This window comes from Microbacterium sp. Root553, assembly GCF_001426995.1.
Taxonomy (GTDB): domain Bacteria; phylum Actinomycetota; class Actinomycetes; order Actinomycetales; family Microbacteriaceae; genus Microbacterium.
Genome location: NZ_LMFY01000003.1, coordinates 178,702 through 202,661 on the forward strand (window position 1 = coordinate 178,702; position 23,960 = coordinate 202,661).

24 protein-coding genes are annotated in these 23,960 nt (G+C 66.1%); 13 read left to right on the forward strand and 11 right to left on the reverse strand.

Features of this window, described 5'->3' with window-relative positions; genetic code table 11:
- Positions 1-309 precede the first annotated feature (309 nt).
- Entirely contained in the window at positions 310-822 is a 513-nt protein-coding gene (locus ASD43_RS17710) for a substrate-binding domain-containing protein (protein ID WP_082539509.1), read from the reverse strand.
- Between the two features lie 84 nt (positions 823-906).
- Between ASD43_RS17710 and ASD43_RS16535 the strand changes: the two genes are divergently transcribed.
- Positions 907-2,265: a hypothetical protein gene (locus ASD43_RS16535; protein ID WP_056421023.1), complete on the forward strand. Its 1,359-nt coding sequence runs from the start codon at positions 907-909 to the stop codon at positions 2,263-2,265.
- Positions 2,266-2,441: 176 nt separating this feature from the next.
- Positions 2,442-4,631, forward strand: a complete 2,190-nt coding sequence (locus ASD43_RS16540; protein ID WP_157551084.1) for a hypothetical protein — start codon at positions 2,442-2,444, stop codon at positions 4,629-4,631.
- A 129-nt stretch (positions 4,632-4,760) separates the two neighbouring features.
- Here ASD43_RS16540 and ASD43_RS16545 read toward each other — a convergent pair whose 3' ends face one another.
- The 5 genes from ASD43_RS16545 to ASD43_RS16565 form a co-directional block, all read right to left on the reverse strand.
- Complete coding sequence (locus ASD43_RS16545) at positions 4,761-5,213, reverse strand: hypothetical protein (protein ID WP_056421030.1); 453 nt, start codon at positions 5,211-5,213, stop codon at positions 4,761-4,763.
- 189 nt (positions 5,214-5,402) lie between these two features.
- A complete protein-coding gene (locus ASD43_RS16550) occupies positions 5,403-5,984 on the reverse strand; it encodes a hypothetical protein (RefSeq protein WP_056421033.1) in 582 nt (193 codons plus the stop codon).
- A gap of 49 nt (positions 5,985-6,033) precedes the next feature.
- A complete protein-coding gene (locus ASD43_RS16555) occupies positions 6,034-6,546 on the reverse strand; it encodes a hypothetical protein (RefSeq protein WP_056421036.1) in 513 nt (170 codons plus the stop codon).
- A 13-nt stretch (positions 6,547-6,559) separates the two neighbouring features.
- Positions 6,560-7,171 (reverse strand): hypothetical protein, encoded by a 612-nt coding sequence (locus ASD43_RS16560; RefSeq protein ID WP_056421039.1) that lies wholly within the window; start codon positions 7,169-7,171, stop codon positions 6,560-6,562.
- A gap of 10 nt (positions 7,172-7,181) precedes the next feature.
- A complete protein-coding gene (locus ASD43_RS16565) occupies positions 7,182-7,982 on the reverse strand; it encodes an adenylate/guanylate cyclase domain-containing protein (RefSeq protein WP_200946627.1) in 801 nt (266 codons plus the stop codon).
- Between the two features lie 140 nt (positions 7,983-8,122).
- On the opposite strand from ASD43_RS16565, the gene ASD43_RS16570 reads away from it, so the two are divergent.
- From ASD43_RS16570 to ASD43_RS16590, 6 genes are all read left to right on the forward strand, one after another.
- Positions 8,123-8,434 (forward strand): hypothetical protein, encoded by a 312-nt coding sequence (locus ASD43_RS16570; RefSeq protein ID WP_157551086.1) that lies wholly within the window; start codon positions 8,123-8,125, stop codon positions 8,432-8,434.
- Entirely contained in the window at positions 8,427-9,509 is a 1,083-nt protein-coding gene (locus tag ASD43_RS16575; RefSeq protein WP_056421047.1) for a helix-turn-helix domain-containing protein, read from the forward strand. Before ASD43_RS16570 ends, ASD43_RS16575 begins: the two co-directional genes overlap by 8 nt.
- Positions 9,510-9,734: 225 nt before the next feature.
- Positions 9,735-11,150: an ATP-binding protein gene (locus ASD43_RS17265; protein ID WP_157551088.1), complete on the forward strand. Its 1,416-nt coding sequence runs from the start codon at positions 9,735-9,737 to the stop codon at positions 11,148-11,150.
- A 168-nt stretch (positions 11,151-11,318) separates the two neighbouring features.
- The gene (locus ASD43_RS16585) at positions 11,319-11,723 is read left to right on the forward strand and encodes a TadE/TadG family type IV pilus assembly protein (protein WP_056421200.1); all 405 of its coding nucleotides are present in this window, start codon (positions 11,319-11,321) and stop codon (positions 11,721-11,723) included.
- On the forward strand, positions 11,713-11,979 hold the full coding sequence (locus ASD43_RS17270) for a hypothetical protein (protein WP_157551090.1): 267 nt from the start codon (positions 11,713-11,715) through the stop codon (positions 11,977-11,979). The genes ASD43_RS16585 and ASD43_RS17270 overlap by 11 nt, the downstream gene beginning before the upstream one ends.
- A gap of 176 nt (positions 11,980-12,155) precedes the next feature.
- Complete coding sequence (locus ASD43_RS16590) at positions 12,156-13,028, forward strand: hypothetical protein (protein WP_056421054.1); 873 nt, start codon at positions 12,156-12,158, stop codon at positions 13,026-13,028.
- A gap of 299 nt (positions 13,029-13,327) precedes the next feature.
- Here ASD43_RS16590 and ASD43_RS16595 read toward each other — a convergent pair whose 3' ends face one another.
- Positions 13,328-13,879, reverse strand: a complete 552-nt coding sequence (locus tag ASD43_RS16595) for an NUDIX hydrolase (protein ID WP_056421057.1) — start codon at positions 13,877-13,879, stop codon at positions 13,328-13,330.
- On the reverse strand, positions 13,876-15,108 hold the full coding sequence (locus ASD43_RS16600; RefSeq protein WP_056421060.1) for an MFS transporter: 1,233 nt from the start codon (positions 15,106-15,108) through the stop codon (positions 13,876-13,878). Before ASD43_RS16600 ends, ASD43_RS16595 begins: the two co-directional genes overlap by 4 nt.
- 107 nt (positions 15,109-15,215) lie before the next feature.
- On the opposite strand from ASD43_RS16600, the gene prfB reads away from it, so the two are divergent.
- Positions 15,216-16,325 carry a peptide chain release factor 2 gene (gene prfB / locus ASD43_RS16605; RefSeq protein WP_056421063.1) on the forward strand — a complete coding sequence of 370 codons (1,110 nt, stop codon included), beginning with the start codon at positions 15,216-15,218 and terminating at the stop codon, positions 16,323-16,325.
- 99 nt (positions 16,326-16,424) lie between these two features.
- Here prfB and ASD43_RS16610 read toward each other — a convergent pair whose 3' ends face one another.
- Positions 16,425-18,032, reverse strand: a complete 1,608-nt coding sequence (locus tag ASD43_RS16610; protein WP_056421066.1) for a DUF2510 domain-containing protein — start codon at positions 18,030-18,032, stop codon at positions 16,425-16,427.
- 137 nt (positions 18,033-18,169) lie between these two features.
- Here ASD43_RS16610 and ftsE point away from each other — a divergent pair, with 137 nt between their 5' ends.
- From ftsE to smpB, 3 genes are all read left to right on the forward strand, one after another.
- Complete coding sequence (ftsE, locus tag ASD43_RS16615) at positions 18,170-19,231, forward strand: cell division ATP-binding protein FtsE (RefSeq protein WP_056421070.1); 1,062 nt, start codon at positions 18,170-18,172, stop codon at positions 19,229-19,231.
- Positions 19,228-20,142: a permease-like cell division protein FtsX gene (ftsX, locus tag ASD43_RS16620; protein ID WP_056421072.1), complete on the forward strand. Its 915-nt coding sequence runs from the start codon at positions 19,228-19,230 to the stop codon at positions 20,140-20,142. The genes ftsE and ftsX overlap by 4 nt, the downstream gene beginning before the upstream one ends.
- A gap of 86 nt (positions 20,143-20,228) precedes the next feature.
- Entirely contained in the window at positions 20,229-20,705 is a 477-nt protein-coding gene (gene smpB / locus ASD43_RS16625) for an SsrA-binding protein SmpB (protein ID WP_056421074.1), read from the forward strand.
- Here the strand turns inward: smpB and ASD43_RS16630 are convergent, their stop codons facing one another.
- Together ASD43_RS16630 and lexA are read right to left on the reverse strand one after the other, a co-directional pair.
- Positions 20,706-22,571, reverse strand: coding sequence for a S9 family peptidase (locus ASD43_RS16630; RefSeq protein ID WP_056421076.1), 1,866 nt, complete (start codon positions 22,569-22,571; stop codon positions 20,706-20,708). It abuts the gene before it with no gap.
- Between the two features lie 35 nt (positions 22,572-22,606).
- The gene (lexA, locus tag ASD43_RS16635) at positions 22,607-23,293 is read right to left on the reverse strand and encodes a transcriptional repressor LexA (RefSeq protein ID WP_056421078.1); all 687 of its coding nucleotides are present in this window, start codon (positions 23,291-23,293) and stop codon (positions 22,607-22,609) included.
- A 281-nt stretch (positions 23,294-23,574) separates the two neighbouring features.
- Between lexA and ASD43_RS16640 the strand changes: the two genes are divergently transcribed.
- Complete coding sequence (locus ASD43_RS16640; protein WP_056421080.1) at positions 23,575-23,937, forward strand: LysM peptidoglycan-binding domain-containing protein; 363 nt, start codon at positions 23,575-23,577, stop codon at positions 23,935-23,937.
- Positions 23,938-23,960 lie beyond the last annotated feature (23 nt).

Genomic DNA, 23,960 nt, shown 5'->3' on the forward strand with positions numbered 1-23,960 from the left:
GCCGGACGCCGCTGGCGCGTCACTGATACGCCGACACGACTGAGGGACGCGGTGTGGGCGGTGCCGCTGGAATCGGGCCAGGAAAGCCGTGGACTCTATGGGTGGCCCTCCAGGGCACCGACGACGTTGGACAGTCTCTGGTTTTCGACGTCTTCAAGGGGGAGGACGGGTGGCACGTCCACCGAAGTTACGAGTAGCCGCCGCAGGTGACCTGCGAACTAGAGTTGGGGACGTCCATAGTCGGCTCACGGGCGACGAACGTGCCGGGAAGCTGCACCTCACGAGATGGATCCTTCACCTTCAGGCCGTTCACCGCTCGATGAGCATGCAGGCCGCGGTCGAGCCCAGGACTGGTCGCGAGACGACGGACGGTGCAGGTGCGAACGCCTCGCTCCACGGACTGCTGTCGAAGGTGATGACGGAGAGGTCTTCGGGCACCCGCAGGCCAGCTTTCCGGGGCGCTGAGAGGGCTGACAGTGCAACGAGGCTGTCTGTGGCGAGGATCGCGGTCGGAGGATTGTTCGCGAACCGTGACGCTGCCTTGTCCGTGGCCGGCAGTGTCCAACCGCCGATCCAGAAATCTGAGGAACTTGGGGGGATGCCGACCGCCCTCAGCGCCGCGCGCACTCCACCGAAACGCTCGGACATCGACGAGATGTATGGAACGTCGTCGCTCGGTCTGCGCGTCGCGGTCCGCGACCGTGCCACCCATCCGTCGGATGAGGTCATCGCCGGGCAGGTGCACACACGTGGGGTGGGTGACCACCATTCGCGCGTCCGATTCTCGGCAGGTACTGGGCGTTCGCCGAGCCTGATCCCCATCGTTCGTGGTCGTGACGCGAGTGCTCGCCGGAACTCGTGCTGTCAGTAAGCTGGCGGCGGAGTCCCAGAGGAAGGGCATGACCCATGACGAGAGTGCTGCTCGGCCCCGCGACGACCCGATCCGAACTCCGTGACGCCCACACGCGCCTCGCTGAAGGTGACGGCGAGTCGGCGACGCTCGTGTTGGACGACGGGCTTCACTCGACCACCCCCGGGCAGTTCAGCGCCTGGATGCAGATGGTGTTCACGTGGGGGCAGGACGTCATCGGGCGCAACCTCGAACTCACGGCCGCAACTGTCGAACGCTTCCAGACTCGTACCTCGCTGAGTGACGTCGAGGTCTTCGCGGCGATACTCGCCGAGTCCATCACGAGTGGCGGGACGGATGTCACATCCGACGTGCAGGAGGCCGCGCGAGAGGTCCTGGTTCAGCGGGACGCGCTCACTAAGCACGATGGCGACGGTGAGGGTGCGATGTCATCGTTGCTGCTCGCCGCGCACACGTTCTCGAACCAGACCAGCCCCGACCTCCACGCGCGATGGGAGGGGAAGCTCGGGATCGAGGAGAGCGCTCGCACCCTCTACCACGACATCTGGCCGTCGGGAATGCCGGTGCGTAAGCCGCTCCTCGAGTTCGGGGAGGTCACCGTTCGCGCCGGCGAGCACGCGTACGTGACCCGACGGGCGGGGGCGGACGGGCAGTTCGCGACGCTCGCCGCTCGCGCACCACAGATCCGTGGGCTCGCGCTGGAACTCGCGACCACGGTGCGGCAGCAGCCGAAGCCTGTCCGAGAGGAAGTCGGCGAGCTGCTGTTCGAGCTGGTGCAGAACACGGAGTGGCATGCGGTCGAGCAGTCCGGTGGGCGTACCGGCGCGAACTGCAGGGCCCTGTCGTTCCGTGAGTACACGTTCGACGCCGATGACCTGGATGCGGCACGCCTGTATGACCCGCCGTTCGCGACCTACGCGCGAAGCATCCTTGACAAGGTCCGAGAAGAACGCGGCCACCCTGAGGTGCACCAGGTGACTCTGGGAACCATAACCATCGTGGACAGTGGGGTCGGGCTTGCACGGTCCGTGGCCGCGGCCCTCGGGGAGGAGGACCGCCTCACGAGGAACACCGAGATCAGCTACCTCATCAGGGCGCTCAGCAAGCATCTCCGCCGTCGCCGTTTCGAGCTCGGGAACATCGGCTTGGCGCGCGTCCAACTGCTGCTCACGAACCTCAGCGGGTACATGACGGTACACACCGGCTCGGTGGACATCCTCCGCAACTTCGTCTCGAAGCCTTTCGACACCATCGACCCCTCCAAGCCGCATGCTCCGGCCCCCGCGCTCATGATGGAGTGGATCCCGGAAGACCCCGACGAGTTCATCGCGGGACCGCGCCTGGGCACAGCCATCACCGTCGCCTACCCGGTCGAATTCGGCGGTGACCAGTGAGAGTCCGAGAGTCGTTCGTCGACGAAAGCCGCTACATCTTCACTGCGGACTTCGTGGATGACGACGGCCTTCCTGCGTACGCAGCCGTGCACTGGACCGGCACCGCCTTCAACCCCGATGAGAGCTTCCTGGTCCCGCTCCGGGAGTACCTCGACGTGCACCACGAGGCGACCGAAGTGTGGTTCCTGTTCCCCGCGGACCTGCGGCCGCTCATCGAGACGTTGAAGAGCTCAAAGCGCTTCGAGATCCTCACTGTCACCGGGCCGCCGCGGTTTTTCGCCGTCGACGTCCACGGCTACCTCACAGAGCAGTGGGTAGCGCTGCCGAGCATCGACCGTCACATCGACGACGTGCTGCAAAGCGGTCTGCGTCAGCTGTTCCGTGATTCCGAGTCGCTGGCGCTCTCCGCGGCAGGGTTCCACTTCGCGCACCCGAGCGGCAAGCACTCCGAGTACTTCATCCGCGCATCGCAGGCGGTGTCGCGCAGGCATCACAGCTACTTCGTCGCCATGACGCTCCTGCGACGCATCCCGATCCGAGACGAACTACACGGTGATGGAACGATCTGGGTGGACACGGCCTCGATCTCCTCGCTCGGCTACGCGTACGCCGACCTCCTGCGTCGGGGAGGCATCACAACGTCCCTGCAGGTGGAGTCGTTCGGCGGACACGACGGTGTGGACCGGACATTGAAGCCGGGACCGGCGGACATCGTGTTCGTCTCCGGATCGACGTCCGGGACGCTCAGCGACAGGATCATCAAGACCAAAGGCGTCGCTGAGGACCAGATCGTCACGCTGTTCTACCTGGCTGAAGCTCCCTGGGACGAAGCCAAGGGTCTCCTGCTGTGCAACTTGACCAGCCCCGAGCCCGTGCTCTCGTTCTCCGTGCGGGAGTCGCGCCTTGACCCCTACGACTCGTTCGACGCGAGCGACTGTTCGCTCTGCAACAACGGTCGAGGTGTGGTGGTGCTGGAAGGGGACTCGTTCTTCCCCGCGGCGACGCAGATGGAACTTCGCATGCCCATCATCACAGACCGGCCTCATCGCGGAATCACAGGACCTGACCGCCCGAAATCTCCGCTTGAATTCGATGGTCAGGACTTCTTCCTCGACCTTGCGGGCGCCGGGGCGTTGAAAGCCGACAAGTCCCCGCATGGAGTGTCCACGAAGTTAGGGCACCTGCTCGCTCCCGCGAGCACGACCCCTGCGGCGCGGCGCATTCTCGCGAAGGCGAAGTCGCGGGTGGGCCGCGGTCCCGTCGCCATCCTCTCCCTCAACGACAAGCAGTCCGTCGCGCTCGGCCGGTTCCTTAGCCACCACTTCTTCGGCTCCAAGGTCACGGACGACAAGACTCGTGCGTGGCGGGAATGGCGCAAGCCGGGTCTGGACCGGCTGGAAGACGCGAATGGTGGAACGGTCCTCATCGTCGCGGCCGTCATCGCGTCTGGCCGCAGCCTCACCGACCTCAGCCGCGAGTTGCGCGTGCATGCCGGGAAGTTCCACCCGGAGTACCTCATCGCGGCCGCGCACCCTGAGTCGTCGTCCACCTGGGACATCCTCAAGCGCGGCCTCGAACGTGTGACCAGCGCTAAGCAGACGCAGGTCACCGTGGCCTGGAAGATTCCACGGCAGCCGCGGTCACCGGGCACGGGCAGCCCGTGGATCCGGGAACGCGCAACGCTGAACATCGTTCACGGGTGGCTCGCCGACCGCTCCGCCAAGGATGCGGCGAACGCGAAGTTCGACTCTCGGTTGACCGCGTTGAACGCACCCCACGACAAATCCCTGTTCGTCGGCGCGCTGGACGCCAGGCCGATCCCGGACCTCAACAAGGGCTTCGCTCTATGGCCGAAGGCGTGGGAGGACCTGCCTGGGAGTCCCTGCCCGACGCACCCGGAGATCTACGCGACTGTCGCGCACCTGATGTACGAGTCCCGACACCGGAACGCGCAGTTGGAGAAGCGGTCCCTCACCGTCAGACGCCACGGCTACGCGCTACACCCGTCCATGTTCGACCGGTTCAACGATCCCGTCATCCAGGCGGCCATCCTCCGTGCGGCGGAGCCGGGCGAGCTCCACTACAGCTCGGACCTCCATGCGTCCGCGGCGGTTGCTAACCTGCTGCTGTTCGTGCTGAAGAACGTCCACAACGAGGCCGGCGCCGCCGCCTACGAGTTCCTCCTCGCTCTCAGCCAGGGGATGAGCGACGACCAGGCTCATGGGCTGCGGATTCATGACGAGTGTCTGGAGGACCTGCTCCGTGAAGTGACGAAGAAGTACGGGGACGACTTCGAGAAGCTTCAAGCCACGGCACCGCAGGTTCGCGCGCTCTTGCTGTTCGTTCAGGCTCGCGGTAAGAACTGAGGCGAGGGCTGTCGGAGCGCTCTGGTGCTCGGCGACGAGCTCGAATCCACCTCGAACTCGACCGCCACAGCCCGACATCGGCACGAGACCTGAACAGAGCCGGGCGCCTACCTCGCACCGCCTGGCGGACTACGCCGTTGCGATGGCCCCGACGAGCTGAAGGATGGCGCCGACCGCCGCAAGACTAAGACCACCAGCCGCGAGGCGCGTGTCGGCTCGAGCCTCCGCCTTCCGGCTGCTCTCTTCGCGGACGCGCTCCGCCCGCACCTCACTGCGCAGTTGACGCACAGACTCCTTGCGCTCGTTTGCCTCGGTTGTGAGTCTCTGGTCGAACGCGGCGAGAACCTGGTGCACCCGTGAGAGCTTGTCGTCGACGGTCTCGTTCGGGTTGATGACGTACGCGTAGGCGGTTCCCGTGAGCGCGGAGAGCGTTGCGGATACAGCTCCGGCGGATTGGCTCTTCCGGCGAAGTGGCACGAACGGATGTCCCTCGGCGACGCCGCGCCAGGTGAGCAGAAGACCGTACGCGGCCAGCGCGAGACCGATGATCTCCACACCGCCGCCGATGAGTGTCCACGTCATGGGCTGAGTGTAAGGGCCGGACGATAGCCATTGGCGGAGACGCACGAACAGCGACCCGCCGACCACCTGGTTCGCGTCAGTGAGGCGCTGGCGTCAACGCTCGGAGCGAGAGTACACCCGCGGCGCTGGTGCGCCGTTGGTCACGCATCTGATCCGCGGACACTAGGCCGTCGCCCGAGGTCACGGTTCTCACCGGCCGCTGCGCAACATCTCGTACCAGTCACGAGCGAAGTCGTCGAGTTCCTCTCCGAGCTCATCCAGAAGAGTGTCGACGTGTGCTTCTAGCGTATCGGCGCTGATGACGTTCAAGATGTTGCCGGTCCCGTTCAGCCAGATCGTGAGTTCGGCATGGGGGAGAGCACCCAGCCCACGTCCTTGGCTCGGCCCCGGCGTTGCCGTCCACTCGTCTTCGTCGATCTCGGATTCGTCGAGGTGGACGACCGCGTTCCGGAGTTCTCGAAGGTAGGGCATTCGCTCAGGGGCGGGCCGTCCGCGGGCGAGATAGAGCTTGGTGAGCCAAACTTCGAACTGTGACGCCGTGATGACCAGGAGGCACTCTGCGGTCCAGGCTTCGCCAAACGCGGTTTGCACGTCGTTCCAGGTCAAGTGGTCTACGTCCATGCGTTCATGGGCTTCGTCGAGTGACCGGAATCGACGGCGAAGTGCCCGGGCATCACGCAACGCATTCACCGTTCGCTCAGCCCAGCTCCGCGCGAGGAACAGAGGGACATCGTCATCGGCGGAGTCGAACGACTGGAGGGGCTCGGTCATACGTTGAGAGTAGTTCGAGGCGAGCACGCCGGGCTCTCGCGCAAGATCATCAGAGGTTGGCGGCAATCGTCTGAATGACCACCATCGCAAGCAGTGCTCCGAGGTAGACGCAGAAGGAGATCAACGCGATCTTGAAGGAGCGGTACTTCGCCGCCGCGATGCGTGCCAGCGACGCAGCCTGTTCCCACGCCTCGGCACGGATGTCTGCGGCGGAGAGCTTCTCAGGTGGAAGGTGCTGTGCCGCGACGTTCGCCAGGCTCGGCCAGGCGAACCGGTTCATCAGACTGTTCCCCAGCGAGGTTCTGGGCAGTAGTGCGTTCCCGATCCGGTAGCCCGTGAGCAGCGCGGCCGTCACGAGGATCACGGCAGCCGCGACCCACAGACCGAAGGCGAACGGAGCGATGAAGACCGTGGGGAGTGCCTCCAGAAGGCGTGGCACGGCGAATGTGAGGCTCAGGCCGAAGGACCCGGCGAGAATAGTCGACTTGGTGTCTGCGTTCTTGATCCAACCTCCGGTCTCCTGGATCGCGAGCTTGATCTGCTCCCAGTCCGCAGGCGTCACGGAAGGTTCCGGCTTACGAGGCATGCGCGTGTGTTCCGTCAGCGGGCCACCGCCGGCTCATGCGCCATTCGGTGTAGGCGGCGAGCCAGTGGGCACCCCACGCGATAGCGGTCGCGGCGTCGTGCTCGTCGGGGTGCCACTCGTCGACGTCGGCGACGCAGAGGTTGCCGCTGTCGTAGAGGTGCTCGGAGCGCACCCAGCGTCCGGACGAAAACGCTCCGAGCTTCGGTCCGATCACGCGCAGCATGGGGAGGGAACGATCTGCTCGCAGCTCCACTTCCAGAGTGAAGGTCCCTCGCCCCGTGTTGATCTTGCCCGTCCAGCGCGGGCCGAAACCGGACGCTGCCTCGGTATAGATGAAGCCAGGAAAAGCCCGATGCACAGCATCGAGGTGTCGACCGAGTTCAGCGGGATCATCCCACCACAGGTCGTTGGCTGCTGCTTCGGGACGGTCTTCGCCCCCATGGAACGTGTGGGTGGCGACCGGGGTGACCGGCCCGAAGGTTTCGTGCACGGCCGCGCCGGCCGAGGTGATGCTGACGCCGCTGAAGACGATCTGGCCGTCGACGGTGACGTAGCGGGGGATGTCCACTCCGTGGTGGCTCAGAAGCGATGCAATCGACATGACGTTCCTCTCAGCCAATGCTCACGGCGGAGACAGGGCGTCCAGCGAGCTCTTCGATAAGGGACTCGGAGTGTGTCAGGGTTCCGCGCCAGCGGTAGTCGTGGAAGTGGTAGCGCTCGGTGTGGTGGTCTCGGGTGTAGGTCTTCGGCGGGTACACCTTGGTGAACGGCGAGGCGCCCGGGAACAGGTTGGCCAGGTTCTCGCCCGTCACGATCTCCCAGGACTTCGCCTGCTTCTCGCACTTGGCCGCGAAGTTCGCTGCGAAGCCCACAGGGTTGATCTCGCTGTGTCCCGGTGAACCTGTGCGGACGAACGTGATGTCGCCGAAGTCGAGTCCGGCACGAGCCTGCACGGGGCGGATGCCGCGCTGCTCAAGCCTCGGATTCACGTTCTTGTCGATGGCGTTGAGGGCGAAGGCGCCGGCGGCGAGACCGAACGAGGCGCCCACTCGGGGATCGCCCGGACCGAAGCCAGCGAACAGGCCATCTCCTCGCAGCCCCAGCGGATACCCACCGTGACGAAGAACGGTCTCGATGAATCCCGCGAGAATCGCGTGAGCGAGGTCTGCGACCTGATCCTGAGGGTCCCAGAAGGAGCGGCCCGTGAAGTCGCGAAGGTCGATGAACATCGCTGTCATCTGAACGGTCCGCTTCTGTCCGATGTCCAGTCCCTCGAACTCGGGGTGCCCCAGCGCGACGGCGTCGCGTTCCTCCCTAGCCTCGTGAGCGAAGACCTGCCCCTCCGACACGCGTCGGCGGCGCTCGTACTGTCCGAGGACGGTGTCCCCGAACCGATCTGCTGTGTAGTGCATCTGTTTCCCCAAACTGGATTGCGTCGGCGTGTCCCCCACGCTCTACTTCAAGTGTAGCGCATGCTTCACCCCAAGGGTGAAGGCGTGTATACGACATGACGATTTGGGGGTACTATGGGCTATGACATCCAGTGGGGGGCATGGTGCGTATCGAGTTCGAGGACGATCTGGTGTGCGCGTTCTGCGAACAGCACGTCGGCATCGTCTTCCCATGGCCCTCGACGCTTCGACGTCCTCTGATGACGCGGATGCAGAGCCTTGATGCGGCAGTCGACGAGCGGGACATTCTCGCTCTGAGTTCACTGGACTACGCGCCCGACAGCGCGACCAGCGGCACCATCCGTATCGACACGGCGTATCGGCTGGGCATCGAGTTTCTGCCCGGCCGTCCAGCGGTTGTGTCGATCCTTGGCCTCGCGCCAGCACCAGCAACAGGAGACCGTAATGAATGAGTTCCGCGCCGACGACGTTCAGCCAGCGGGGGATCATCTGCTTGAAGAGTTGACCGCGAGAGGGTGGACGCAGGCCGAGTTCGCCGGCATCCTTGGCCGCCCAGTGCAGTTCCTCTCGGAGATCATCAATGGGAAGAAAGAGATCACGAGGGAGTCCGCCGCCCAGATCGGGGCCGCGCTTGGAACGTCGGCGGAGTACTGGCTCAACTGGCAGGACCGGTATCACTTGGCTCTTCAAGCCGCTGACACCGAGGCTGTGGCGAGACTGGCTGCCGTGCGCCGGCGTGTTCACCTCAGGGAGTCGTTTCCCGTTTCGGTTCTCGCCGGGCGGGGGCTCATTCACGCAAGCGATCCGGAACAACAAGAGCGCGACATTCTTCGGCTCTACCGGATTTCCTCGTTGGACAAGCGCGAAATGTTCGAGCTGGCAGCTCGGCGCTCAAATGTCGCTGAACCGATGACGCAATTGCAAGAAGCTTGGTTCGTATGCGTCCGGGATAAAGCGGATCGCATCAATGTCGGCGGCTATCGCGCACGTCGCTTTGGTGAATTGGTGCAAACTCTTCCGCAGCGGATCAAGTCGGAGGACGACTTTGAGTGGTTGCCTGAGGCATTCGCTGAAGTCGGAGTCAAGCTAGTCCACATCGACACATTCCCGACGAGCAAGCTCGATGGGTGCGCTTTCGTCGTAGACGGCACACCGGTAATCGGACTCACCGGTCGTGGCAAACGACTCGACAAAGTCTTCTTCACCTTGCTGCACGAAGCAGCGCACATTCTTCTCGACCACGTCGGGTCGAGGCCGATTGTCGATGAAGTGGATGCAGATCACGATCCCCACCGACTGATTGAAGATGAGGCCGACAAACTTGCCGGAGAGTGGCTTTTCGGCGAGGGACTCCCGGTTGCACCGGCCAAGATCAGTGAAGCCTGGGTTGAATCTGTGGCGAAGTCCGCCGGAGTCCATCCACTCCTTGTCGTCGGGCGGTTACAGCATGACGAGGTCCTGAGCTGGCGAACCTCTCTGGTCAAGGGCGCTCCGACGGTCACGCGCCAGCTGGAGCACTGGGGCTGAAGCGCCTGCGGTCAGTTCCGCCTGACGTGGGAGACAAAGGCTAGCCGTCTTGCCCGAGGTTGCCGCGGATCTATGATGTAGCTGCACGTTACAGCCACGAAGCCCCTAGAGAAGGGTTGGGTGCTGGTCACGCTGATGACGTGACCTGCACCCTTGTCAGTCTCAAGTAAGCGAGGAACGCGCTGGGGTGGCAACATTTCTTTCGCGCGACCCTAGGGTGGAGAGATGTCGATGTTCCGATCCAAGAAGCCGCAAGCACCGGAGCCCGTATCGGTAGAAGTGCCTAAGAAGGGAGTGCGAGTCGCGGAAGTGTTCACGCCTTCGGTTCCCGCAGGCCGCGGTTTCGTCGGTCGAGAGGTCGAGATGAAAGACCTACGTACCAAAGGACTGAGAGTCCCCGGAACTCAGATAGTTGTCTGGGGTGAGTCAGGGGCCGGAAAGTCATCTCTCATCAACAAGGCACTCCTAGATGAGGGCCTCACGGCGGTCAAGACATCGTGCACGCCGGACTCGACGTATTCGGAGATTCTGGCCTCTGCGTTCGCGGGTACGGGTGCTTTCTACGTTGCAGAGAGCACCGAGGGTACTGAGGGGAGCGTTGCCCTCGCGAGCACCTTTGGTAGCGAACTGATCGGAGCGAAGGTCGAGGTCACTGGGACGGCGAGTGTGGCTTCAGGCGTAACTCGCCAGCCGATTACGGCACCGCAGCTGAGCCCGCAGCGCCTAGTAGCAGAGTTGGGTGCTCGAGATCTCTCCTGGGTGATCGAAGACTTTCACAAGGTTGCCGAGACCGAGCGCACCAAGTTAGCTCACGCGCTCAAGGTCTTTGCCGATGAAGGCGCTCGCTACGAGTCCACCCGCGTGATTGTGCTGGGAGTCTCAGAGTCCGTTGACGAACTCGTCGCTGGGGCGACAAATGTTGGAAGCCGGTTGGTCGACATTCAGGTTCCCCCGCTCGGACACGACGAACTCGGCAAGATCCTCGACGTCGGAGGCAGACTCCTCAATCTTGATTTCTCGACCATTCGAAGCGAACTGCTTGACACTGCGGTCGGCACGGCAAGTATCACCCACGCGCTTGCGCTCGCCTGTTGTGATGAACGCGAGGTGACCAGAACCGTCGACGAAACCACTGTCTTCTCCAAGAAGGACTTCGTTGCGGCGGCACAGGGATACGTTCGAACCCGGTCGGGCACCGTTCGTGCGCGCTTCCGTAGCGCGTTGAAGGTGCATCGCAAACGCACCTACGACAACACCGAGATCATCCTTCGCGCGCTGACTCAGTTGCCAGAAAGCGGCGGAACAGTGGGTGAGATTCTCGCCATCATCAGGCGGGAGCATAAGGATTACCCGTCGTCGAATGCGACCCACTACCTTCGCGAACTCCAAGAGGAGCGACGGGGCGCGCTGATTCGCAAGACCGCGTCGGGCGAGTTCAGGTTCGACGAGCCTCTGCAGCACGCTTACGCCAAGTCATACTTTGGCTTGGCTTCCTCGTCCCATCCCGCGAAGGAGCAGCTCGCCACAAGCGCCTGGCAAGACGCACTCGATGCGCTTGTCGTGAACTGGGCGAGCATCGCTGCCGACCTTGCAGCCGACCATGACTCCCTTGTCGACGCCGAGGATGAGCCCACCGACTAAACTCACGCCACGGACCGGTGGCCGGAGCGTCAGCCTTGCGGGAACTGAACCTACTCACACTGATGACCGCCGGTCTGGTGGTTCTCATCTGGGCGGTCGCCGGGCCGGCATTGAGCGCGCTTTTCGAACAGGCCATTCAGAGGGTGTCGGGGATCTGAGGTGGTCCGGGTGGCCGTCGCCCCGCGCCGCACCGGGGATGACAGGGGCTCGAGTCCCGTCGAGTTCGTGCTGGTGGGCACACTTCTCACCGCGCTGACGCTCGCTGTGCTGCAGCTGGCGCTCGCCGTGTACGTCCGCAACGTGGTGCACGACGCGGCGGTCGAAGGCGCCTACTACGCCGCCCTCGCCGATACGACCCTGGAGGACGGTGCGCAACGCGCACGCGACGGCATCGCCCGAGCGGTCGGCGATGGATACGCCGGTGAGGTGACCGTCGAGCGTTCCACCGCGCACGGGTACCCGACGGTCGATCTGCGGATCCGTACGACCCTGCCCGTCATCGGTCTCCTCGGCATCCCGCTGGCTCTGGAGGTGGAATCCCATGCGCCGGAGGAGTCGTTCGATGAGCGATGACGACGCGCCTGGAATCGACACGCCTGAGTCGGACGACGCTGCGGTGAGCTCAGACGGCCAGGCGGCCGCGCACGCGCTACTCGAAGGCGTACCGACCGTCTGCAGCCAGCACATCCGTTGGACAACACCGCTAATCCTCGGACTCGGCATCGCCTCGCCCATACGACGACCGGGCGTGATGAACATCACGTTAGACGGTTCAGACATTGCGGATTTCGCATCGTTGGTTGAAAAATCAGCGGGCTGTGCCGGGTAGGAAAATTGTCGCGAATCGCACACCACGCCTATATCGATATTCCAAGATGAAGCGGCGGGCATAGCGATTAAGGTCACAAGGTTCGTCTTTGATCGGCAAACCTTGGTTTGGCACCAAAAAGCCATCCTCCCTTAGTTAGGAAACGAAAAATGCATGTAAACACGTCGCGCCGCAGTGTGAAACTGAAGATCGGTGCCGCTGTCGCGGTGATCGTTGGTCAGCTGCTCATGGCTGTACCGGCGAACGCTGCACCCTCAACTGAGTCGTCATCTGACTCGCCCTTCGAGTCGGCGCAGGAAGCTCTCGGACTTTCGTCGGACGACGCCGCGAAGATGACGACTGGCGTCTCGGCCACTGCGACCGAAAGTGAAGCCGTGGTCGCTCTTGGCGACTTCGAGGTAAAGGTGACCGCGCCTGAAGGCAACGACTCCGCGACGACTATCTTGCCTGACGGGGTTCGAGTCATGAGCTTGCTCGATGAGGGTGAATCCTCCGCGAGCTTCACGGTCGACCTTCCGAAAGGAGCAACTCTGACTCCGAACGGTGGCGGCTTCGATGTTGTCGTCGACGCAGGCGGCACACGTATTTCCCTCGGGCAGATAGAAGCGCCGTGGGCAGTTGACGCCAACGGAACCAAGCTCTCTACGTCCTACACCCTGGCGGGCGACACGCTGACTCAGAGCGTGAACACAGAGGGAGCGGCATACCCGATCGTGGCTGACCCTGCAGTCACCGTAGGCGTCGGAGCGGACGGCCCGGGCGTGTACTGGAACATGACCGGCGCACAGGCCAAGGCGATCTCGGCTGCGTCTGCGTCAGCTGTTGCGCTAGCGCTTGCTGGTGGTTGCGCGGGAGCGAGTAAAGTTCCCAAGATCGGTGGCATGCTTTCAGCGCTCTGTGGATTCGTTGGGGCTCCCACGCTGTCCTCAGTCTTCGGTGATATCAAGAAGATTCTCACCAACAGCAAGATCGAAAGCAACGCCTGCTACCAGCTACGCATTCCGCTGGGATCCGGCCTCCACAAGACAGGCAAGGCGAACTGTGCGTAGTGCAACCATTCTTCGTGCCTGGGTGCCCGGAATTTTGATTGTCGCTTCGGTCGTACTCGCGCTGGTTACGCCCATTGATCCGTGGATCATCGGCGCGTGCACGGGGGTACTCATCGTGATCGTTCTCGTCTCGGACTGGGCACTTCGAAGAGGGAAGCGCCCCCGCGATCCGGCGGGCGTTCCCAGACGCTAGTACCGGACGTGCGGCTCCTCGCCCGCCTTTCAGGGGAGGGGCCGCATGACGGGAGTGCCTATCAGGGGAACGCGTGCGCCTGGAGCCGGACGGCGCTGCGGTGAGCTCAGCCAGCCAGGCGATCGCGCAGGCGGAGCACGCGCTGCTCGAAACCGTGCGGAACGTCGGCCGGCAGTGCGTCCAGCGCCCACCAGCGCACATCCTCGGACTCGTCGCTCAGCCGGAGCGGCGCGCCATCTGGCACCACGACGGCGACACCGATGTCGAGATGCGAGGCGCAACGACCGAACGCCGACGACAGCGCGTGGTGGTCGAGGTCGTAGACGAACCGATCGCCGAGCGAAGCAGGGGCGGCCCCCGTCTCCTCCCGCAGCTCGCGCAGCGCGGCGTGCGTGATCGATGCGTCATCTCGCTCGAGATGACCGCCTGGTTGCACCCAGAAACGCCCCTTGCCGTGGAACACGAGCAGCGTGCGCGTGAGCGTCGGGTCGAAGGCGAACGCGGAGGCCGTCGCGTGACGCGGGCCATCGTTGCGCGACACCGGCCCGTCATCGTCGGCGAAGAACGTTGCGAAGTCCTCTCGGGCAGCGCGCTCCCGCTCGGACGACACGGCTGCGCCGTCCACCAGGCGACGCACGTCGGCACCCAGCACGCTCACGAGCGCTCCTCCTTCGCGCGCGGCACGAATCGGGGGATCCAGCGGATGAACCCACCGGCGCCGACCAGTCCGATCACGCCGACGACGGCAGCCGCGATCGGCAGCGAGGCGAGCGCGGTGACCGCCGAGACCATGAGAGGCGCGACCGCGCCTCCGGCATCCGTCAGAGTGCGCCACGACCCGAGGAACGCGGCCGGCTCGCTCTTCGGTGCGACATCGGCCCCGAGGGTCAGCAGAATGCCGCTGGAGAGCCCGTTGCCCACCCCGAGCACCGCGGCGAACATGCCGAACCACAGCACGGACGAGTCGAGATCGTGAGTCAGCGACAGCGCGAGGAACCCCGAGCCCATCAACACCATCGCGGGCATGGCCGCCCACAGCCTGCCGAAGCGGTCCATCACCTGGCCGCTCGCGTAGAAGAGGGCGAAGTCGATGGCGCCCGAGATGCCGACGACCAGCGCGATGGTCGAGGCGTCGAGTCCGAGGGAGAGACCCCACAGCGGCAGCACGACCTGTCGTGCGGACCGGACGGCCGACAGCGACGCCGCCGCGAGTCCGAGACGCCCGAGCACACTGCGCTGCTGCCACATCGTGCGGAAGATCCCCGCCCGCTCCGCCGTGGGGATCGCTCCGCTCACAGCCTCGCCGGAGTCCGTCGCGAGGGGAGCTGTGCGCAGGGCGGTCGTCACCGGGATCGTCTTCTCGGGATCCGGGCCGAGCAGCACGAGCAGCACCATGACGACGAGACACCCGAGGAAGAACCAGATCGCGGCGGACTCGGCACCGAACAGCTGCAGCAGCCCGGCCGCGACGAACGGGCCGATGAAGACGCCGAGACGGAAGCTCCCGCCCAGCAGCGAGAGCGCACGCGCGCGGAAGGCGATCGGTACGCGGGTCGTCATGAACGCGTGCCGTGCGAGGCCGAACGCCGCGGCGCAGAAGCCGAGAAGGAAGACGGATGCCGCCAGCACGCCGAGCGAGGGAGCGAAGACCATGCCCACGCCCGAGCCGATCGCGATCACTCCCGCGATGACCATGGTCAACCGCTCTCCGATGCGCGACACCGCCCATCCTGCAGGCAGATTGCCGCACAGCTGTCCCACCACGAGCGCCGAGGCGACCAGCGCGGCGAACGCGACATCCGCCCCCATGCGCGAGGCGATCACGGGGATCAGCGGGATCACCGCCCCCTCACCGAGGGAGAAGAGCACCGTGGGGAGGTACACCATCGGCCCGAATCGTCTCAGAACCGTCGATGCGCTGCTCACTCGTTTCACGCTACTCCCGTTCGACGCCGTCCCCGCCTGCGCAGGCGGCACGTTAGGCTGGTCCCGACATGCTCGAACTCGATCTCTCCGCCGACATCCAGGCCCTGCGACTCACCTACGGTGACATTCGCGAGGTCCTCGACGTCGAGGCCATCCGCTCCGACATCGCCCGCCTCAGTGAGGAGGCCGGTGCGCCGGACCTCTGGGACGACCCCGAACGCGCACAGAAGGTGACCAGTGCGCTGAGCCACCGGCAGTCCGCGCTCGCCAGGGTCGAGGGGATCGGCCAGCGGCTCGACGACCTCGAGGTGCTGGTCGGACTCGCGAACGAGATGGGCGACGAGGAGTCGGCCGTCGAGGCGCGCGTCGAGCTCAGCGCTCTCACCGAGATGATCAACCAGCTCGAGGTCCAGACGCTCATGGACGGCGAGTACGACGAGCGATCGGCGATCATCACGATCCGCTCCGGCGCCGGCGGCGATGACGCCACCGACTTCGCCGAGATGCTCATGCGCATGTACCTGCGCTGGGCCGAGCGCCACAAGTACCCCGTCAAGGTCATGGACACCTCGTACGCCGAGGGCGCGGGCATCAAGTCGGCGACGTTCGAGATCGACGCGCCGTACGCGTTCGGCACGGTGTCGGTCGAGGCTGGCACGCACCGTCTCGCGCGCATCAGCCCCTTCGGCTCCGCCGACAAGCGGCAGACGTCGTTCGCGGCGGTCGAGGTCATCCCCCTCATGGAAGAGGCGACCGAGGTCGACATCCCCGAGAGCGACATCCGCGTCGACGTGTTCCGCTCATCGGGCCCCGGTGGTCAGTCCGTCAACACCACCGACTCCGCTGTGCGACTCACGCACCTTCCGACCGGCATCGTCGTCTCGATGCAGAACGAGAAGTCGCAGATCCAGAACCGTGCGGCCGCGATGCGCGTGCTCCAGACGAGGCTCCTGCTGCAGCAGAAGGAGCAGGAGGCTGCGAAGAAGAAGGAACTCGCCGGCACCATCACGGCCAGCTGGGGCGACCAGATGCGTTCGTACTTCCTCTACGGCCAGCAGCTCGTCAAGGATCTGCGCACCGGACACGAGTCGGGCAACCCCGCCGCCGTGTTCGACGGCGACCTCGACGGGTTCATCTCGGCCGGGATCCGCTGGCGCAAGCGCAAGGACGACGACTGACCACTCCCGGCGACGAGGACTGACCTCGTCCGGCACGGAGTCCCGCATACACGAGACGCCCGGCGATCACGATGATCGCCGGGCGTCGTCGTATGTCGGTCAGCCCTCGGACGGGGTGAACGCGATGCTCGCGACGTCCTGCAGCAGTTCGTCGGTGAAGGTGATCCGGTACGCGGTGCTCTTGGCGACGTCGAAGGTGATCTTGCCCGAGACGGTGTCGCCTTCAGCGAGCTCCTCTGCCACGATGCCGTCGACGTAGTAGTCGTACGTGCCCTCGGTGCCCTCGGCGGTCGTGAGCGCGAAGTAGAACGGGTTGACGTAGCTCGTGCCCGATACGCCCGTGAAGGTCACGTCGAGGATCACGTACCCGCCGTTGGTCGAGGGGATGCTCGAACCGTCGTCGGTCGCCCAGGTCGCGGAGTTGACCGTGACCTCGCTCGTGCCCGACATCTGCGTGATCGTGAGGGGAGACCCGATCTCGCCCTGGACCACGTCGGTGGGGCCGGTGCCTCCGTCGGTACCGGGATCCGTACCCTCGTCGGTGCCGGTGCCGGTGCCGGTGTCGGAGTCACTCGAGGGCGGTGCGGTCGGCAGGTCGCGCACGACCTGAGCGACGCTCGACGTCACGAACACGATGGCCACGACGACCGCGAGGATCGTGCCGACGACCGACAGGATGAGACCGGCGATGCCCGGCCACTTCTTGCCCTTGAGGAAGATCGAGATCAGCGACACGATGAAGCCGGCGGCCAGCAGGATCCAGCCGAAGACGAAGGTCGCCGGGATGCAGGAGAGGATCGTGCCGAGGCCGGCGATCGCGAGTCCGACGACGCCCACGATGGAGAGGCGCGGCGGTTCGACGGGAGCAGGGCTGCCGTACGGGGCCGGGTAGCCGCCGCCTGCGCCGTATGCCTGACCGGGCGGAGCGTACGCGGATGCGCCGGGGTACCCGGGCGTCGTCTGGGGGTAGCCGGGGGTCGTCTGGGGGTATCCGGGTGCGCTCTGGTACTGCTGCGGCTGTTCGGGAGCGGCCGCTCCCGGGTAGGAAGCTCCGGCGCCCGGGTACGAGGGGGCGGGGTGTCCGTAGGGCGACGTCGTCTCGCTCAGGGGAGTGGTGGCAGCGGTGGCGCCCGGGGCGGCGAAGCCCTGGTCCGGCCACTGGGGCGCGTTCTCGCTCGGGGCCTCGACGCCGTTGTCGGTGGTGTCGGTGTCGGTGGCGGCGGTGTCGGTGGGCGGCCACGTCGCGGCCGGCTCGCCCGCGTCGGATCCGTACGCGGGGGCGGCATACGCGGAGTCCGCATCGGCATACGCGGAGCCTGCAGCGGCGGAGCCCGCATCGTCAGAGCTAGCCGTGCCGGCGTCAGCGCCATCGTTCGGGGCCGGGGTGTTCCAGGACTGGCTCTCGACGGCGGCCACCGAGCCGATCGCGTCTGCGGTCTCGGCGGCGGCAGCGTCATGCGGAGCCTCGTCGCGCGCGGCCGCAGCGGTCTCGACGGCTCCGGCGTCGGTACCGGTGACATCGGTACCGGTGACATCGGTACCGGTGACATCGCCACCGGTGACATCCGTTCCGGTCGTGTCGCTTCCGCTCGTGTCAGCGGCGGGCGCTTCGGCGGCCAGGGGAGCGAAGTGCTCGGTCCACTGCGTCCCGTCCCACCAGCGCTGTCGGCCGGATCCGTCGTCGTACCAGCCAGCAGGCGTCGTCATGGTTCCCCCTCGGAGTCGCGTCCACGCGGACGGCATGGATCAGCATCTTCATGTATAGCAGTGCCCGTCGACACTCCGGGGTCGAGCGGGGTGTCGCTCGCGGACTCGATGGACAGCGCGCTTAGGCTCGAAACGCCATGATTCGGTTCGAGAACGTCACGAAGCGCTATCGCGGGACCCTGCGTCCCGCGCTGTCCGAGGTCGACTTCGAAGTCCAACGCGGGGAGTTCGTCTTCCTCGTCGGAGCATCGGGTTCGGGCAAGTCCTCCTGTCTGCGGCTCATCCTGCGCGAAGACGTGCCGACGACCGGCCGGGTCGCCGTGCTCGGGCGCGATCTGAGATCGCTCGCCAACCGCAAGGTCCCCTACTTCCGCCGCCACATCGGATCCGTGTTCCAGGACTTCCGGCTGCTGCCGTCGAAGACCGTCTATCAGAACGTCGCGTTCACGCTCCAGGTGACCGGCTCCTCGAGGGGCTTCATCCAGCAGGCCGTGCCCGAGGCGCTCGCACTGGTGGGACTCGACGGCAAGCAGAAGCGGATGCCGCATGAGCTCTCCGGCGGTGAGCAGCAGCGCGTCGCGATCGCGAGGGCGCTCGTCAACCGCCCACAGGTGCTGCTCGCCGACGAGCCGACCGGAAACCTCGACCCCGCCACGTCGGTCGACATCATGCAGCTGCTCGCGCGTATCAACGCGGGAGGCACGACCGTGCTCATGGCCACGCACGAGGCGGCGTTCGTCGATCAGATGCAACGCCGGGTCATCGAGCTCCGCGACGGAGTGATGGTCAGGGACGAGGTGCACGGCGGATACGGCGACACCTCGAACATCCCGCGGCTCGTGCCCGAGGAGGTGCGCGGGGCGGCAGCGGCTGCCGCACTCACCGCGGTGCAGGAGGTCCAGCGGCAGACGGCTGACCTCTCCGTCGTGCGTGCGGCCCTCAGCGAGGAGCTCAGCGCTCAGCGACGCGCAGCGGCGACGTCGTCGGACGCCGTGCCGAGCGCCTCGGAGACGCCCGAGGCCCAGGCCGCCCCCTCCGATGCGCCCGTACCGGAGGACACGACGCTCCATGTGTCGGCCGCGGTGGGCCCGCGCACGCATCCGATCGTGCTGCCCGCCGTGGACGTCGCAGAACTCGGAGTCGCCGATCGCCTCGGCCTGTCCGACGACGGCGCAGATGAAGTGGGGCCGACCTCATGAGAATCGGACTGATCCTCGCCGAGGCCCTCGGTGGCCTTCGTCGCAACATCTCGATGGTGATCTCGGTGGTGCTCGTCACCTTCGTCTCGCTCACGTTCGTCGGCGCGGCGATCCTCATGCAGGGCCAGATCGGCACCATGCGGGGGTACTGGACGGAGCGGGCCCAGGTCGCGGTCTACATGTGCTCGGACATCTCCGAGAAGGACACCTGCGTCGACGGCGGCGCCTCCGAGGAGCAGGTCGACGCGGTGCGCGCGCAACTCGAGGGCGAAGCGCTGTCCCCGCTCATCAGCGAGGTGACGTTCGACTCGAAGGAAGACACCTACGCCAAGCTCGTGGATCAGCTCGGCGAGGACCAGGCCAGCGTCATCACGCCCGACCAGGCCTTCGAGGTCTTCTTCGTCACCATGAAAGACCCGGGGCAGTCGCAGGTGATCGCGGAGGCGTTCAACGGCGTCGCCGGTGTGGAGCAGGTGCAGGACCAGCTGCAGTACCTGGAGCCGCTGTTCTCGGCGCTCACGGTCGCCACCTACATCGCGGTGGGGATCGCCGTGCTCATGCTGATCGCGGCGATCCTGCTGATCGGCACGACCATCAGGCTGTCCGCCTATGCCAGACGCAAGGAGATCGGCATCATGCGCCTCGTGGGCGCGTCGAACCGGTTCATCCAGACTCCGTTCGTGCTCGAGGGGGTGTTCGCCGCGTTCCTCGGCTCCGTCCTGGCCAGCGCCGCGGTGGTCGCCGGAGTGCACTTCGGCGTCAACGGCTACCTCCGCGGACGCGTGCCGTTCATCACGACCTGGATCGGGATGCAGGATGCCGCGGTCGTGGTCCCCGTGCTCATCGGCATCGGCGTGCTCCTGGCCGCGCTGTCGGCGGGATTCGCGATCCGCAGATGGCTGCGTACCTGAGCTCGCGGCCGGTATAGACTGACAGGCTGTCGTGTGCCCCGGACGGGGCTCGAGAACCACTGCACGGCACGGATCAGGAGAGAATCATGCCCAGGGAACGCGGGGAGAAGGTCATCGCGACCAATCGTCGCGCACGTCACGACTACACGATCGAGAAGTCGTACGAGGCGGGGATGGTGCTCACCGGCACCGAGGTCAAGTCGCTGCGTCAGGGACGCGCGAACCTGAGCGACGGCTACGCCTTCGTGAAGGGCAACGAGGTCTTCCTCGACTCCGTGCACATTCCGGAGTACTCGCAGGGGCACTGGACGAACCACGCGTCGAAGCGCGTGCGCAAGCTGCTGCTGCACCGCGAGGAGATCGCGAAGCTCGCCCATGCCGTCTCGGCCGGCGGCTACACGTTGATCCCGCTCAAGCTCTACTTCTCGGACGGACGCGCCAAGGTCGAGATCGCTCTCGCGAAGGGCAAGCGCGAGTACGACAAGCGTCAGACCCTGCGCGAACGCCAGGACACCCGCGAGGCCGACCGGGCCATGCGGCTGCGCAACCGCGTCGGGGAATGATCAGTCCGCGGGACTGAACCCGAACACGCGCCCGAGGAAGCGCAGTTCGCGCTCGAGGGCGTCGACGATCGTCTCGGAAGAGCGGAATCCGTGCCCCTCGCCCGGGTACAGCACGTACTCGTGGTCGACGCCGCGCTCCGCCAGTGCGTCGCGGATGGCCTCGGACTGGGCGGGTGGGACGACGCGGTCGTCTGCCCCCTGCATGAGGAGCACCGGCACGTCGATGCGATCGGCGTGGGTCAGGGGAGACCTCTCGATGTAGAGGTCCTCCGCCTCGGGCAGCGGTCCGACGAGCCCCTCGATGTACGGGGCCTCGAAGTCGTGCGAGTGCGCGCTGAGCATCCGCAGATCGGTCACCCCGTAGCGGCTGATGCCTGCGGCGAAGGTTCCCCCGCGCACGAGCGCCGAGAGCACCGTCCACCCTCCGGCGGAGCTCCCGCGGATCGCGATGCGCGCGGGATCGGCGAGACCCGCATCAGCCAGTCCTCGCGCCGCGGCGATCACGTCGTCGACGTCGACGACGCCCCATCCGCCGTCGAGACGCTCGCGGTAGGCGCGCCCGTAGCCGCTCGATCCGCCGTAGTTCACGTCGAGCACGCCGATCCCGCGGCTCGTGTAGAACGCGATGGCCGCGGACGCAGCACCCGTCACGTGCGCGGTGGGTCCGCCGTGCACGAGGACGAGATAGGGAGGCAGCTCGCCCGCGGAAGTCGAGACGTCGGGGTGGGAGGGCGGATAGGCGAAGGCGTGCACGGCGCCATGCGCGCCGTCGACCGCGATCGGAGATGCCGGCGGCATCCAGGCGCGATCGACAGGCCGGCCGCCCGCGACGGTCGTCACGACGCCGCTGTCCACATCGACGCACCAGACACCGGATGCGGCACGGGAGCTGTCGCCGGTGAGCAGCACACGCGAGCCGCTGACGTCGTCGACGCTGACATGGCCGTCCGCAGGGATGTCCAGGCGCCGCATCCGTCCGTCGTGTTCGACAACGACCACTTCATCGCGTCCGTCCGTGCGCACGAGCACGATGCGTCCGTCGTCCAACGGCTGATACCAGCGGTTGCCCAGCACCCAGAGGCCGTAGCCCGTGTCGGCGTCGTCCCCCGCATCGCCGACGGGGACAGGAGCGCCCTCGGGGTCGAGGTGGTGCAGGCGCTGACGGTGCAGGGCCCAGCGACCGCTGGGGTCGTCCGCGTACACGAGGGCGTCGTCACCATCCCACTCCGGCTGCAGCGCGGCCAGGGTCGGAAGCGTCGTGCGTCGTGTTCCGTCGGACACGACGAGCGACGCCTGCTGCCACGGCATCCGCTGACCGGACCATTCGACCCATGCGAGGCGCGTGCCGTCGGGGGAGAGTGCGGGATGCGCGTGGAACGAGGGCCCCTCCGTGACGATCGAGAGTCTCGATGCGTCCTCCGCAGCAGACCCGTCGGTCGGGATCTCGATGATCGCCCGGCGGTGAGGTTCGGATGACAGGTCCTCGCGCACCGCGAACAGCCGCCCCTGCTGCACACGAAGGCCGCCGTGGGCGGGGCCCTCCGGGGTGAGTGGCGCAGGGGCGTCGCCCGGACTCATCCGGTGCACGCGCTGCGTGTCGGCGTCGACGAAGTACAGCGTGCCCGAGGAGTCGGCGGTCCAGGCGCCGCCGCCGTATTCGTGCACGCGGGATCGGGCGCTCCACGGTGCCGGCAGGATCTCTGCGCCTGTGGTGCTGCGCACGGTGCGTCGACCACCCTGGGCGGGGACGCTCTCGCCCCACCAGATCTCGTCGCCGACGAACACGGCGCCGTCGAATCGTGGCGAGGACGCCGCGACGGCCGACGGGGAGAAGGGTGATGGCCAGGTACCGAACGGCGACGACATGGGACGAGCCTACGGCGCGTGCGGGGAGGCCGTCGTCACACGGCGCGGAGCACGGCGACGACCTTGCCGAGCACGACCGACTCGTCGCCGAGGATCGGCTCGAAGGCGGAGTTGCGGGGCAGCAGCCACGTGTGGCCGTCGCGGCGGCGCAGCACCTTGACGGTGGCCTCGCCGTCGAGCATGGCGGCGACGATCTCGCCGTTCTCGGCGCTGTTCTGCGATCGGATGACCACCCAGTCCCCGTCGCAGATGGCGGCGTCGATCATCGATTCGCCCGAGACCTTGAGCATGAACAGATCGCCCTTGCCCACGAGCTGACGGGGCAGGGGGAAGATCTCCTCGACCTGCTGGTCGGCGGTGATGGGGACGCCCGCGGCGATCCGCCCCACGAGCGGCACGAGTGCGGCGTCGCCGACGGGTGTGGCGACGTCATCCGGATTCTCGGCACTCGAACCCGGGAGGTCGATGAGGACCTCCATGGCGCGTGTCTTGCCGGGGTCGCGGCGGAGGTAGCCGCTGAGCTCGAGCTGGCCGAGCTGGTGCGTGACGCTCGAGAGCGACTTCAGCCCGACGGCGTCACCGATCTCCCGCATGCTCGGCGGGTAGCCGTAACGGCTGATCGATGTCTGGATGACCTCGAGGATCGCCATCTGCTTCGGGCTCAGGCTCTTCCGGCGACGCGTGCGGGGGGCGTCGGACTCGGGGGCGGCGATGTCGCTCATGGTGCTCCTCAGGTGTGCGATCCGGCGTCTCAGTTCGAATGTCGGAGGCCCGTGGTGGGGTGTTCGTATCGAAACCGTATCCGAGAATCACCTGGATCTGGAAGATCTGTTCGAGCGTGTCGAGGTATTCACGGCCCGGTTTTTCGAAGAACGCTTGACAGATGTTCGAATTCGAAGATAACTTCGGAACGTAGCTTCGCATTCACGGCTCCCGGCCGAGACGCGGATGCGAACGCTACGCCAACTTCACCGCTCACGCGGTAGATGCAGAGGAGTACGACATGAGCACCATCACCTTCAGCAACGCAGCCATCGTCTCGCCCCGTTCGGCGACGAAGCTCCGGCTGACGGCGCGTGGCCGCCGGGTCGTGCTCGCGCTGGCCGCAGTGCCACTCGCGGTGGGCATCGGATTCGCCGCATTGAGCGGCGGCAGCGCGATGGCCTCGGGCGAGCAGGTCGCCACCGCGTCCTTCGCCTCGGTCACCGTGATGCCGGGAGACACCCTCTGGTCGATCGCCGAGTCGGTGGCACCCGGTGCCGACCCGCGCGAGGTCATCGGCGACATCACGCGCCTGAACGCCCTCCGCGGCGGGGCGCTGCAGATCGGCCAGGAGCTGGCGATCCCCGCACAGTACTCGGAGTGAATCGCAGCGGCCCCTCGGTCGCT